The following is a 14,312-nucleotide window of genomic DNA, read 5'->3' as shown; positions in this document are numbered from 1 at the left end:
TACTCTATTTATTCATTAAACAAATAGTATTTATGAAAACACATTTCTACATTTTATTAATGCTTGGAATGGTATTCCTTTTGGGATGTGAAGACGAAAAGTTAGGCACAGACCTAGGAGTAACCAATGTAGTGCTTCCGGATATTTCGGAAGAATCCCTGGGCACAGAGATTACCATTCAGGGAAATGGCTTTATCGACTGTGATGTACTGGCTCTTTCTCCCCTTTCAGGAGGAACCGAACAGCCCATCTACATGGAAACCAGAGAAGTACAATCCGATCATATCACGGTACTTTACCCCTCTACGGCCACCAAAGATTCTTATGGACTTGTATTGGTACGCGGTAGCAAAATGCGAACATTAGGCGTCATCAACAGTACTGTTGGAGTTATGCCCGACGAAAACCTGCGTAATGCCTTGTCTGCTCTTTTCCCTGATATATTTAAAGGAGAAAAGATATCTTCCAGTGCTAAATATGTCACTTTCACTGATGGCACACTAAATATCAGCGATAAAAATATCACTTCTCTGGAGGGACTCGAATATTTCAGCAACATTCGGAAACTGATCTGCAACAATAATGATATCAGTGAAATTCCTGCAGAAGTACTATCCAGACTGTCTGAACTGACTGCACAAAACACTGGTCTGACCAAACTGGAACTAGCCACTTCGGAACAGCCGAACACGACATTGGTATCTCTCAACATAGATGGAAGTACCAAACTAGAATCTGTCGACCTGTATTATTGTTATAACATTGAGAAGTTCTCTGCTCTAAACTGTAAACTGGTATATCTGGATGTACGCAATTACCACAGTATCTATGGCGGATGTCTGAACTACAACAGCACAGACTTCAAATTTACTTTCAGCGATGACGCAAGTAAAGAACGACTCCTGAAAATGGAATCCTGGTGGATGGACTCATACTACAGCAATAGCGGTTCTATCGTAGATGCCATCAATAATGGAGTGACAGTGGAAGGGTACGACTGGATGCACGACTATCCCGATGGAAACAACAACTATTATTACAGTTACGGAAAATATCAGAAGACAATGAAAAAGTACGGAGAAATTCCTGATATCAATCTGCGAAACGCACTCAAAGCATTGGTTCCGGATGTATTCGATGGAGATAAAGTTCTGACAGTGGCTGCTCTGAATACTGAATACTTCAGGAATAACACGACCCTTGATCTTAGCAATAAGGGAATCACTAATCTGGAAGGACTACAATACTTCTGCGGATACAAAAACCTCATTCTGGATGGAAATAATCTGGGAGAAATCGATCTTAGTAAATACGCAATCAGTACCAGCTACACGGCAGGTCCGGTAGATGAGAAAGGAATTCAGACTTTCAGTGCCAAGAATGCAGGATTAACCAAATTCATTTCTGGCGATCAGTATATGATAACCTCTATAGATGTGAGCAACAATCCGGGATTAGCATATCTGGATATAAACCGGTGCAAATCCATCACATCACTAAATGCATCCGGTTGTCCGCTCACTTATGTTGATCTGCGTAATCTGGCAGGTACTTATTCCGTACTAGGTTACTCCGGTGGAGCTGTAGATGCCTCAAAAGTTCAGTTCTCATTTACCGACAGCTCTTCAACTCAAAGGAAGCTACTAGTAGAAGAATGGTGGATGGATAGCCCATGGAATGGCACAAGCCCATGTATTACCGCAAAGAATCAAGGTGTCCGGATAGAACGCTATGAATACATAGGATACGACAAGGATAAAATGTTGAGTTCATTTAATTAGACAGAAAACAATCTTAAACGTTATAGTTATGAAAAAAAGTTATTGGCTATACAAAATGTGCCTGTTGCTTGGGTTGGGAATCTGTATTCCCGTTACAGGAAATGCATCGGATATCGGAGATGCTACCCTGACACAGCAACAGTCTAAAATAACAGCCTCTGGAGTCGTCGTAGACGAGTCCGGTGAAAGCCTGATCGGAGCTTCCGTCATAGAAAAAGGAGCAGCAACGAATGGTACTATTACAGACATAGACGGTCGTTTCTCTTTATCGGTTGCCCCCAACGCTATACTGGAAATCAGTTATGTAGGTTATCAAAAGCAGGACATTCCTGCTAAAAAAGACATGCGTATCATCATGCATCCGGACGTAGCGAACCTGGAGGAAGTTGTAGTGGTAGCTTACGGTACCCAGAAAAAGGTTTCTGTCATCGGTTCCGTAGCTTCCATTGATCGAAAAGATTTGATGAAATCCTCATCGCCCAACCTAAGTTCCGCTTTATCCGGAAAACTCCCAGGATTGACAACTATCCAGACCTCCGGTGAACCGGGACGTGACGAAGTCACCATGTTCCTGCGTGGTGCTGCCACTACAAACGGAACAAACCCATTAATTATGGTAGATGGAGTAGCTGTAGACGATATGCGATCTATCGACCCGAACGAGATTGCTAATATCTCCGTATTGAAAGATGCTTCCGCAACAGCAGTATTCGGAGTACGTGGTGCCAACGGAGTGATAATGATTACCACTCGTAGAGGTGAAAAAGGAACTGCCCGTATCAGTGCCAATGTAGAATTCAGCATGCAGGAAATCGCTTTCAAGCCCGAACGTCTGGATTCATGGGACTGGGTCAGACTTCGCAATGAAGCACTCGTGAACGACGGAAATTCCGCTGAATTCCTCGGGCCGGACATTGATAAGTTCGACTCATGGAAAACAGGTAATCCTGTAGACCCGGATTTTTATCCGAATAATAACTGGCAAGATATCTTGTTCAGAGATTATGCTCCCATGACCAGAGCCAACATGAACGTTTCGGGAGGTTCGGACAAACTTCAATACTTTGTAAGTGCAGGCTATCTGCATCAGGGAGGTATGTTCAACGTAGAACCTAAATCCAGGTTGGGATACAATGCCCAGTCTTCATTAGACCGCTACAACTTCCGCTCAAATATCGACTACAAAGTCAATAAGTCGGTAAAGATTAACTTAAACGCTTCCTCTTATCTGGAACGGATCAACGGAACTTCCGCAAGTATGTCAAGTGTATTCAACAGCGCTTTGACCTCACGCCCTACTTCCATGTATCTCACCCCGGAAGGTGCATACGCTACTGATGCTATACGTACTTTCCCTATTGGTGCCGGATTATCCGTAGAAGATCCCGCCAACAATTCATTGAGTGCATATCCGCTAATCAACCGTTCGGGCTATCAACTGGAAACCAGATCGGGAATCAATGTTATCGGAGGAGTAGAAATAGATTTGGGATTTATCACTAAAGGGCTCTCTGTCAAAGGCCAGGTATCTTTCGACTCCAAAGGATTTGGGAAAACAATCGGAAAACGTTCCTATACCTGGTATACGTATCAGACATTAGCTTCAGGAGAGCATTTGTTTATCAATCGCCATCCTAGCCTGGAGGACGAAGACGGCCCGATTGAACTCACAAAGTCTTCCGAATCTTATTGGGTTATGAACTTACAGGGACAAATCAACTATAACCAGACCTTCGCCGGAAAGCATAATGTCACTGCTATGTTTCTAGCTCAACGGGACATCAAAGAATCCAAAGAAACATCCGGTGACCTACTGCTTCCTTACAACGTCATCGGTATTGCCGGACGTGCAACTTATGACTATGACAGACGTTATTTTGCAGAGGTCAACGTAGGTTATAACGGCTCTGAACAATTTTCACCGGACAAACGATTTGGTCTCTTCCCGGCTGCCTCTTTCGGTTGGCTGATTACTAATGAGGGCTTCCTTCAGGATAATCCGGTTTTGACCAATCTGAAGTTAAGAGCTTCTTGGGGAAAAGTTGGTAACGACGCCTTCGGTTCAGCCCGTTTCCTTTATCTGGATAATATCAGTCAATATTCCGTAGTCACCGACAGTAAAGGAGATCATTGGTTATCCCCAAGCTTGGGATATGCTTCCAATGGTTCCGGTTGGGGACAAGGTTACAAGATAGCCGAAAACTACATAGGAAACAAAAGCATCACATGGGAAACAGCTGAAAAACAGAATTATGGTATAGACATATCCTTGTATCATGATCTTTCCTTCTCATTTGACTACTTTGTTGAAAAAAGAAAAAATATTCTGATTATCCCGCAGACTACTCCTATGATTCAAGGTCTTCCCTCATCCGCTCTTCCACTGATGAACGATGGTGAAGTAAAGAATCAGGGATTCGAAATGGTCCTCGGATATCAGAAACAATTCAAAAACGGGCTATCTGTTTCTGCTAATGCAAACTTCAGTTATGCCAAAAACAAAGTATTGGAATATGACGAGCCACTATTAGGTAAGGATTATGCTTATCGCACCCGCACCACCGGCTTCTCATTAGGACAAAACTGGGGATATATCATCGACCACAGCTATGATCCTGAAAAAGGGCGTGACGGCACAGGATTCTTCTATAGCGACGAGAGTATTGCCAAGAGCGGACTGACTTATGAAGGTGTAGGAACACCGGAACCCGGAGACTTTATTTATAAAGATCTCAACGGAGACGGTGTCATCAATGACCGTGACAAGGCTCCCATTGGCTATTCCTCCCTATTGCCTCGCATCAACTACGGTTTCTCTTTATCTGCCAACTGGAAAGGATTCGATGTTTCTATCATGTTGCAGGGAGTAGGCCAATACAGCAAGACTTATTCAGGAGCCGGTATTTATGAAAGCAGCGGCAACTTTTACAAGATGCACATGGAACGTTGGAGCGAAGAACGCTATAATAATCACGAAAAGATTACGTATCCTCGTCTGTCCAGCAGTGGCGGCCCGAGCTTGCAGCCCAACGACTTCTTTATCATGGATGCCTCATATATACGTCTGAAAAATGCAGAAGTAGGATATACATTACCGGAAAGCATCAGCAAGAAAATCGGTGCTTCCAATGTACGTTTCTATTTAAGTGGTAACAACTTGTATACATGGACTCACCTGAAGACTGACAGCTTCGATCCCGAACAAAACAGTCCGGCAGCCTATCCAACAATGCGTACGTACAATGTAGGTTTAAATATTACATTTTAACGGCTAAAACAAAACCGATATGAAAAAAAGATTGATTTATATATGCATGTTTGCTTCCTTGCTCACATTCAGTTCTTGTAATGAAGCGTTGGATGTAGCTCCCGACGGAAGATTATCACTGGACGAAGTATTCCAAGATCCCGATCTGACTAAAGCTTATTTCAGTACTTGCTTTGACTATCTGCCTAAAAAGAGTTTACGATATCATTTCTGGAGCAACTATCCCGTAGCACTTAGTGATGAAGCGTGGGATTGCACGGATGGTTCCGGTGCCGGCTTTGCACATGCCGCATCCGGCAACTGTACCACCACCGACTTCTATCTCGACGTTCGCAGAGATATGGGTGACACCTACTCAGAAGGAGGATACTGGCAGTTATACTGGGGGCAAATCCGTATTATCAACACATTCCTCCAACGGGCAGCCACCGCCGCCATACCAAGAGAAAGCGACCGTGACCGTTGGGTAGCAGAGGCTCATGTACTCCGTGCTTATTTCTATATGGAGTTACTGAAATGGTATGGTCCTGTGCCTATTGAGAAAGAGCCATACGGTTTAGACTATGATTATTCAACTCTATCACGTCCTACTTTCGAAGACTGTGCCCGATTCATTGTAGATGATTGCGAAATAGCTTTGCAATCCAGCAACCTCCCTTGGCGACTGACAACACTCAACGAGAAGATCAGAATGACCAAAGGTATCGCAATGGCTATCCGTTCCGAAGCATGTCTATTCGCAGCCAGCACTTACAACAATGGCGGCAAAGATCTTTGGGAATGGGCTTACACAATCAACAAAGACTGTCTGGAACAGCTGAAAGCCAATGGATATGAATTGTATACTAAATGTGCGGATACTGAAAAGTACTATAACAATGCTTATATGGAGTACTTTACGCTCAATAACTATATCGGAACAGATCCCAGTGATAAAGAAACAATCTGGCAAAGTACCGAAGGCTATTGGCCCGACCCATACACCAATCCTTTGTATGACGTTATCGGAGCTCCGGTATTGGGAAACGCTCAATTAACTATTGTTCCTTCCCAAGAATTAGTAGACGCCTATGATATGCTAGCAACAGGAAAGCCTGTACTGGATTTATCGAAACCTTATAACGATGAGAAGCATCTGTCACCTAATTATAACCCTAATAGCGGTTATGACCCAGCCAACCCTTATAAGGGACGTGATCCTCGTTTCCAGGCTACAATTTTTTATAATAACAGTCCTGTGCTGTTAGGAAAGGAACCGGCAGTAGTAGAAACGTACGTGGGAGGAAATAGCGAAATCCGTACAAGTGGAAATACGAATACACGTACCGGTTATTATTGGAGAAAAAGAATGGTAAACGGTAACTGTAAGGCAGCCGGAGTGGCTGGATATGATGGCCGTTTCCGTTTTTACCGATTAGGCAAAATTTATCTGAATGCCGCCGAAGCCGCTATTGAAAGCGGACACCTTACCGAAGGCCTGGAATGGATCAATGAAATCCGTCATCGCGCAGGTTTTGATCCTTCGGTTGATCTGTCGACAAACGACAAGAACGAAGCTCGTTTATTGGTACGCCACGAACGCCAGATAGAGCTGGCTTGTGAAGAAGACAGATATTTCGATATCCGCCGTTGGACACCCGCCAATGAGAATATGGAAAATGAGAAGTTTACCACAGGTATGAGAATCACCAAAAATGGAAACTCATTCTCTTATGAAAGAATCAATCTAGGAACAGACGGCAGCAAACCGAGCAAAATGAGTTATGAAAAGAAATGGCACGTATATCCTATCCCTGCCAATGAAGCAGCCGTATTGGAAGGCACGACAGGACAGACGTGGCAAAATGCAGGATGGTAATCATAAAACAGAATGTATATGAAAAACAGAATAATCACACTTTTGTGCATCGTATGCCTGTTCACAGGCAATGAAGTATGCCGGGCACAAGTGCAAGAAGTTATATCCGGTGTGGTGCGGAATGAGAGCAACGAACCTTTAGACGGCGCAATCATTTCTGTCCCGGACAATCCCGAATACACCACAAGCAGTGATAAAGACGGAAAATTCATCATGGAGATTCCGTCGGGAGCCAGTATGGTCATTTGTAAGATTCCGGGATATCGGAACCAGACAATGAAATTCACTCTGAATAAACCGGTAGAGTTTTGTCTGATATCAGACATCGCCGGTCAGGATACATCTCTCGAAGTAGCCATGCTGCAGAAAGAGAGAAAAGGAGGTTATACAGGAGCAATCTCTACCGTTCAGGGAGAAGAGTTAGTTAAAACACCTAATAGCGGATTTTCAGCTACGCTGACCGGACGCTTGGCAGGATTGACTTCTATCCAATCCACCAGCACACCAGCCGATGATGCAACAACGATGTATATACGTGGTCTGAATTCCATAAACGGTAATTCACCTTTGGTTGTACTCGATGGAATTCCGGCTCCATTATTCGATATGAATACACTCGATGCCAACACTGTAGAATCTGTCAGTATTCTGAAAGATGCCGCAGCTAAAGCATTATATGGTCCGCGAGCTTCTTCCGGAGTAATTCTTATTACTACAAAAAGAGGCGAAATAGGACGTACTAAAGTAAATGTGAACATGGACTTCTCCATACAACAGGCTACCCAGCGTCCTAAAATAGTAAGTACCGGTGAATACGCACAAATGCGTAACCAGGCCTTACTCAATGACGGTGGCACTCCACTCTATTCTTTATATGAAATAGCCGGGTTTACAGATGGAACTATGCCGGGACACGACTGGTATGACACTTTTATGAATGATGCAGCCAGTATGCAACGTTACAACGTAAATATCAGCGGAGGTAACAACCGGGTTAAATACCTTGTTAATGCCGGTTATCTTCACCAAAACAGCCTGATTGATGCAGAGAAGAATGATAATTATAATCCTGCACTCAAATTGCATCGCTTCAACATTTTAGCTAATGTGGACGTCACTCTGCATCGTTATCTAAACTGTTTCCTTAACACAAATGTCACTATCGACCGGATGAATCAAGGATACAACGGGACAGGAGATATCATGAATTCGATCTATCAGATGGCCCCCACCGTACCTGGACCTATCACCGAAGACGGAAAAGTGATTACTGCAGAATACAATGAATATCCTACTTACGGACTTATCAACCGCTCCGGATATAGCCATCAAACAGGTATCAATCTGAACGTCGCTTATGGAATGAATCTGGATCTGGGATTCCTGACTAAAGGATTGAGCGTAAAAGGAATAGTAGGTTATGAAGCAAACTATGACGGAACAATCTATGGTTCTACTGACTACGCACGTTATGCAGCCAATGGCAGCGGACTTTTCGGTACTCACACCACTCTTCCTCTAAGTTTAAGTAAGACCGCTAATATGCGCTACTTTATCAACTTCCAAGGATTCATCAACTATAATCGTATTTTTGGAGGCAAACATGAAGTAGATGCATTTGTCAGCTATTTCAATGAGAATATGATGAAAAACGGTGATCTCCCATACGATCGTTTGTCATTAATGGGACATGTGAAATACGGCTATGATTCACGGTACTATATACAGGGAGACTTTACCTATGATGGCACAGAACAGTTCAAACCAGGTAACCGTTTTAAATTCTTCCCGACAGTATCTGCCGCTTGGGTGGTATCCAACGAAAGTTTCCTGAAAGACACAGATTGGTTGTCCTTCCTCAAAATACGCGCATCTGCCGGCTGGCTGGGTAATGACCAGATATCTGACACCCGTTTCCTGTATGCTACAGATGTACGTTATAAAGATGCAGGTTACTTACTAAGCAACTACTATGGCTTTCATACTGTAGAAGGTATGCAAGGTAATCCGTATATCCATTATGAAGAATCTTTCCAGCAAAATTACGGAATAGATGTTACCTTATTCAACTCACTAGGTATCACATTTGATTATTGGAACGTGAAACAGACCCAAATGGCTATCCAAAATAACAGTGTATCTTCTGCACAAGGTATCGCCAGTGAAAATCTGCCATTTGAAAATCTGGGTAAGATGAACAACAAAGGATTTGATCTTGAACTATCTTATATCAAGAATCTGAAATGTGGATTAAGAATGACTATCAGAGGGAATATGGGATACAATAAAAATGAAGTAACTGACATAAAAGAGTTGAACCGTACCGCCAGCGGATATTACTATCCATATCGTAAAACCGGCTATTCTGCAGGACAACAGTTCGGATATCTGATTGACTATTCCAACGGAAACGGCTACTATAATAGCCAGGAGGAAATAGATAAAAGCGGTCTGCGATTCTCTGGTGCTTCTCCGCGCCCAGGTGATTTCATTTACAAAGACTTAAATAACGACGGAAATATAGATGAGCGTGACCAGGCACCGATGGACAAAGCCCAGACACTACCTACACTTTCTTATGGTGGTTCTATTCAACTGGAATACAAAAACTTTGACTTGTATGTTCAGTTACAAGGTGTATCAGGTACAGCAGCCTATTACAGTGGATGCGGTATCTTCGATAATGCTTACCAAGGAGTGTACACAGACCTGCACCGTAATGCCTGGACAGCAGATCGCTATGCGGCAAATGAAAAAATCAGCTATCCGGCTTTGACCACAGGAAGCTCTTCAAGTCTCCAATCGAATGAATTCTTCTATTCCAAAAATAACTATATGAGATTGAAGAATGTAGTATTAGGTTATACACTTCCTAAACGTTGGAGCAGTAAGCTGAAACTGGAGAAAATGAGATTCTATATCAGCGGAGCCAATTTGTTGACCACCTCATCTCTCAAGTTCGATAATCTGGACCCGGAACAATATTCCTACTCTGTATACCCCATTTACAGAACATTTAACATAGGACTTAACCTGAATTTCTAAAGACTGAAGTTATGAAAATAAATAAAATCATATCAGGAGTATTCTCCTTGCTCATATTATCCTCATTCATAGGATGTACTGAAATTGAAGATCATCCGGACGGCCGTACGGATTACAGCGATTTGTTTACCACGAACCGTAAAACGTATACTTATATGAATCAATGTTATGGATGGATTCTGAATTACGGAATGAACTATAACTATACCATGCTAGCTGGTTGTACGGATGAAGCCAAAGATTCCTGGGAACTACAGAACGGAGTTACCCGCAAATGGAATGAAGGACAATTATCTCCCTTCAGCAATCCGCTGGAGGGCATCGAAGGAAATCCGGAAAACTACAATTATTATTATCAAGGGATTCGTGCCTGCAACATCTTTCTTGCCAATATCCCTACTGCCAGTGTCTACTCGGAAGATATACGTAACAGTTTCAAGGCACAGGTACTTACATTACGCGCTTTCTATTATCTTCAATTGGTGAAACGTTATGGAGGTGTTCCCATCATAACAACTCCCGACTACGATTATACCAAGGTTAAAAGAGGTACATTTGGCGAGTGTGCCCGCCAAATATTAGCTGATTGTCAGGCTGCTATTGATATTCCCACTGTTGAAGAATGGGGATGGCGTTCCTTAGATAAGGAGAACTACCGTCACGTTATGACAAAAGCCATCTGTGCAGCCATCCGTTCACAGATATCACTCTATGCAGCCAGTCCTCTGTACAATGACGGAACAATCACTTGGACAGAAGCCGCAGAAATTACTAAAAAGTCTCTGGATGACTGTCTGGCGAACAATTATGAACTTTATAAGAAACAGCCGAATGCTACAGCTGGTTATTCTCCTTATGATGTGTATTTCTATTCGCGCACTGACTTGCCGGTAGTTAATGACAAAGAAACCATTATGGAAGTTGGACAAATGTATATGTGGAATTATGCTGGCCTGCCAACTACCGACGGCCAGACAGATGCCGGTGCGTGTCCGTCGCAAGAGCTACTTGATGCCTATGAAGTTGTGAACGGTGACATGACAGAATCTTATCCTCTGCTCAATTTAGAGAGCCCTTATCTAGATGCCAATCATCTGCAGCCTAACTTGAATTCGGCTGTTGAAGGTCTCTACAATCGAGCCAAACCGTATGAGAACCGTGATCCGCGTCTTAAAGCTTCTATTTATTACGATGGTTCTAAACTAAACCTGGAAACCGGTGCACTACTCTCAACCAAGACAGGAGGAAACTGTGCACTTGATCCCAGTAACGCACGTTACACCTGTACCGGCTATTATACGCGTAAGTTCTCACATTATAAATCCGGACGTTCCGGCAATCTGGATGGTTACTTCAAAGAGTTCCGCCTGGCTGAATTATATTTGAATTATGCAGAGGCAGCTAATGAAGCATCTACTACCGGAACTGTACCCAATGATGCCGTAGACGCAGTCAATGCAGTACGTTCCAGAGTAGGTATGCCAGGCATTCCTTACGGATTATCCTGTGATCAATTTCGTCTGCGAATCAGGAACGAAAGACGCGTAGAACTTGCTTTTGAAGAACACCGTTTCTTTGATGTACGCCGTTGGAAGATGCTGGATCAAACAGATAAAGTAATTACCGGAATGAAGGCAAACTCAGATGGAAGTTACTCCCGTTTTGTAGTAGATAATAACCGAAAAGCATATAGTGAAAAATTCCTATTATATCCAATACCGGGTGACGAAGCGATCCGGTTACAGAATGCTTCAGGAACTAACTGTCAGAATCCGGGCTGGTAATCAAATCTAAAAAATACAGATTATGCAAAAGTGGTTATTAACTATTATTATTGCCATACTTCCTGTTATCACTGCATGTTCTAAAACCGATACGGAAGTATCTGTACCGGAAGAAGAAACAGGAAAGAAAACAGAGATTAAGTTCCTTCAACTCAACTTATGGGTGGAGTGTACCAAGGTGGAGCATGCTCCGGAATATCTGATAGAACAGATTGCTACCCTACAGCCAGACATTGCTACATTTTGCGAATTATATAAAGGTCCACAAGACGATCCCGTGATGCCTAAACTAATGCAAGGGCTTAAAGATAAGGGACTCATCTATTACGATGCACGAATAGACGGAAGAGCGGTCATATCAAAATATCCGATCAAAGAGACAGAACGCATCAACAAATGGATGTTCAAAGCGATTCTGGATGTCAATGGGAAACGAGTGGCCGTTTACCCGGCACATTCAGAGTATCGTTACTACACCTGTTACTATCCCCGGGGATACAATGACGGTAGCGTTAATTGGGATAAACTTCCGGCTCCTATCACTGATGTAAACAAGATACTTGCTGTCTGCGAAGAATCAGACCGTATAGAATCCGCCCAAGCTTTTATCAACAACGCTGCCAAAGAGCTAGAGCAAGGAGCACTCGTATTTTTTGCCGGAGATCTGAATGAGCCTTCTTATCTGGATTGGCAGGCCGATACAAAAGATCTATTCGATCATCGCGGATGTATCGTCAATTGGGGAACTTCCAAATTGTTGGTTCAACGGGGATATAAAGATGCCTACCGGGTAATTCATCCCGATCCGGTGAAATGTCCGGGATTCACTTTTCCAGCAGACAATAAATCAGTCATTCCAGAGAATCTCTCATGGGCACCGGAGGCAGATGAACGCGAACGAATTGATTTCGTTTACTATTATCCAAATAAAAATCTACAAATAAAAAGTGCCCAGATAGTAGGTCCAACAGGCTCTATTGTACGCGGACAAAGAATAGAAGAACAAACCAAAGATCCAATCATTCCGCCCGTAAACAATCAGTGGCCAAGCGATCATAAAGGAGTGCTGATTACGTTTTATATCAAAGAGTAATTACAATGATTAACAGGATGCAAAAGTGGATATACGTCATTATACTCCTGACCGGATACTCAATAAGAAGTTATACACAGAAGACCATAAATCTCAATATTCCTGTTGAGCAAAACTGGATGTTCGATAACGAACATCCAGTACGCTTCATGCTGGAATTGACATCTGCACAGTCAGGTTTTTCGGATAGGATACGCATGGACATTGCAACAGATTTCGGCAATGCTGTATCGTCTACCTTTATAACCTACTCTTTCGGAACAGATTCGATAGCTCCCGGTGGAGGCTTTCGCAGTCGTGCATCAGTCACTCTCACGAATCTCACTCCCGGATTTTACCAGGTTTGTTTCATTGCCGGCACCGATACTCTGAAACATTTCTTCTTTGGATACGAAGCCGAACAGATTTTATCCAAACCGGATGGTCCCCCTAACTTAAAAAGATTTTGGAATAAAACCATCACCGAACTTAAACGTGTACACCCTGCCTATAAAATGACACGTCTACCTGAATCTTCGAAGCCAGAGCGTGATGTTTACGAAGTAGAAATGCGCTCGCTTGAAGGAGAAATCTTACGGGGGTATTGGGCAGTCCCTACAGATGGTCAGAGTCATCCGGCCGTAGTGGTTTATCAAGGTTATGATGCCGTCACCTGGATTCCCAGTCCCGACGACTATCCCGGTTGGTGTATCTTGGTCATTCCACCCCGTGGACAAGGCCTCAACAAACCTTATAACCGCTTTGGTGAGTGGATTGCTTTCGGACTGGATTCACCCAAACATTACTATTACAGAGGTGCTTTTGCTGATACAGTCCGCAGTATTGATTTTATTTTTGCTCAGCCATGCTTTGACGGACAAAACCTTTTTGCTACAGGTATTTCGCAAGGTGGAGCGCTCACATTAGCAGCAGCGTCACTCGACCATCGTATTTCCGCAGCTGCGCCTATCGTACCCTTTCTGTCAGACTATCCCGATTATTTCCGTTTGGTTCACAGGCCTGCCAACTTGGTATTCGAAGGAGCTGCCCGGCAGAATATTGACAAAGATAAAATATTCTCATTACTAACTTACTTTGACTTGAAGAATCTGACCGGATGGATCAAATGCCCAGTATTAATGGGATTCGGACTTCAGGACAACATTACACCACCACATACAAATTTTGCAGCATACAATCACATCCGTACACCTAAACGCTGGATATGTTACCCTACATCAGGACACTTTGCAGCTTATGAGAACATGGACTCATGGATTGCTGAAAGTACTCGTTTTTTCAATCAGTATGTAGTGTGGTAATAATCTGAACTGATAAAAACGAAACAGGCACAAACACTATAACAAGAGGTTAGTTAGGTTAGAAACCGGAAGAGTAATTCTGTTAAATAGAATTCTCTTCCGGTGTTTTATAGTTACTTTCTTCTAATAAGATTCACTGAAATCGAATAAAAACAATATATTTGCATAGATGTAAACACCTT

Annotated in this window: 7 protein-coding genes; all 7 read left to right on the top strand. The window is 42.9% G+C overall.

The genetic code is table 11. The features are described from left to right. The first annotated feature begins 32 nt into the window (after positions 1–32). The 7 genes from KQP79_RS12005 to KQP79_RS11975 are packed head-to-tail and all read left to right on the top strand — an operon-like array spanning position 33 to position 14,130. Positions 33–1,781, top strand: coding sequence for a hypothetical protein (locus KQP79_RS12005; RefSeq protein ID WP_004310365.1), 1,749 nt, complete (start codon positions 33–35; stop codon positions 1,779–1,781). Between the two features lie 28 nt (positions 1,782–1,809). Continuing rightward, a complete protein-coding gene (locus KQP79_RS12000) occupies positions 1,810–5,049 on the top strand; it encodes a SusC/RagA family TonB-linked outer membrane protein (protein WP_008776109.1) in 3,240 nt (1,079 codons plus the stop codon). Positions 5,050–5,068: 19 nt separating this feature from the next. Then, positions 5,069–6,907 carry a RagB/SusD family nutrient uptake outer membrane protein gene (locus tag KQP79_RS11995; protein WP_004310363.1) on the top strand — a complete coding sequence of 613 codons (1,839 nt, stop codon included), beginning with the start codon at positions 5,069–5,071 and terminating at the stop codon, positions 6,905–6,907. 12 nt (positions 6,908–6,919) lie between these two features. Then, on the top strand, positions 6,920–9,952 hold the full coding sequence (locus KQP79_RS11990; protein ID WP_015532086.1) for a SusC/RagA family TonB-linked outer membrane protein: 3,033 nt from the start codon (positions 6,920–6,922) through the stop codon (positions 9,950–9,952). Between the two features lie 11 nt (positions 9,953–9,963). Beyond that, positions 9,964–11,736, top strand: coding sequence for a RagB/SusD family nutrient uptake outer membrane protein (locus KQP79_RS11985; RefSeq protein WP_004310361.1), 1,773 nt, complete (start codon positions 9,964–9,966; stop codon positions 11,734–11,736). Positions 11,737–11,758: 22 nt separating this feature from the next. Next, positions 11,759–12,829, top strand: coding sequence for an endonuclease/exonuclease/phosphatase family protein (locus KQP79_RS11980; protein ID WP_004310360.1), 1,071 nt, complete (start codon positions 11,759–11,761; stop codon positions 12,827–12,829). A gap of 5 nt (positions 12,830–12,834) precedes the next feature. Further along, the gene (locus KQP79_RS11975; protein ID WP_138343097.1) at positions 12,835–14,130 is read left to right on the top strand and encodes an acetylxylan esterase; all 1,296 of its coding nucleotides are present in this window, start codon (positions 12,835–12,837) and stop codon (positions 14,128–14,130) included. The last annotated feature ends 182 nt before the right edge of the window (positions 14,131–14,312 follow it).

The sequence above is a fragment of the Bacteroides sp. DH3716P genome, assembly GCF_025914115.1.
Lineage (GTDB): Bacteria > Bacteroidota > Bacteroidia > Bacteroidales > Bacteroidaceae > Bacteroides > Bacteroides ovatus.
The sequence above is the reverse complement of the archived record's forward strand: the minus strand, read 5'-3'. Positions and strand labels throughout refer to the sequence as shown.

Excerpts from the sequence above, each read along its gene's own strand:
- KQP79_RS12005 (WP_004310365.1), top strand. The coding sequence starts at position 33 with ATGAAAACACATTTCTACATTTTATTAATGCTTGGAATGGTATTCCTT.
- KQP79_RS12000 (WP_008776109.1), top strand. The coding sequence starts at position 1,810 with ATGAAAAAAAGTTATTGGCTATACAAAATGTGCCTGTTGCTTGGGTTG.
- KQP79_RS11995 (WP_004310363.1), top strand. The coding sequence starts at position 5,069 with ATGAAAAAAAGATTGATTTATATATGCATGTTTGCTTCCTTGCTCACA.
- KQP79_RS11990 (WP_015532086.1), top strand. The coding sequence starts at position 6,920 with ATGTATATGAAAAACAGAATAATCACACTTTTGTGCATCGTATGCCTG.
- KQP79_RS11985 (WP_004310361.1), top strand. The coding sequence starts at position 9,964 with ATGAAAATAAATAAAATCATATCAGGAGTATTCTCCTTGCTCATATTA.
- KQP79_RS11980 (WP_004310360.1), top strand. The coding sequence starts at position 11,759 with ATGCAAAAGTGGTTATTAACTATTATTATTGCCATACTTCCTGTTATC.
- KQP79_RS11975 (WP_138343097.1), top strand. The coding sequence starts at position 12,835 with ATGATTAACAGGATGCAAAAGTGGATATACGTCATTATACTCCTGACC.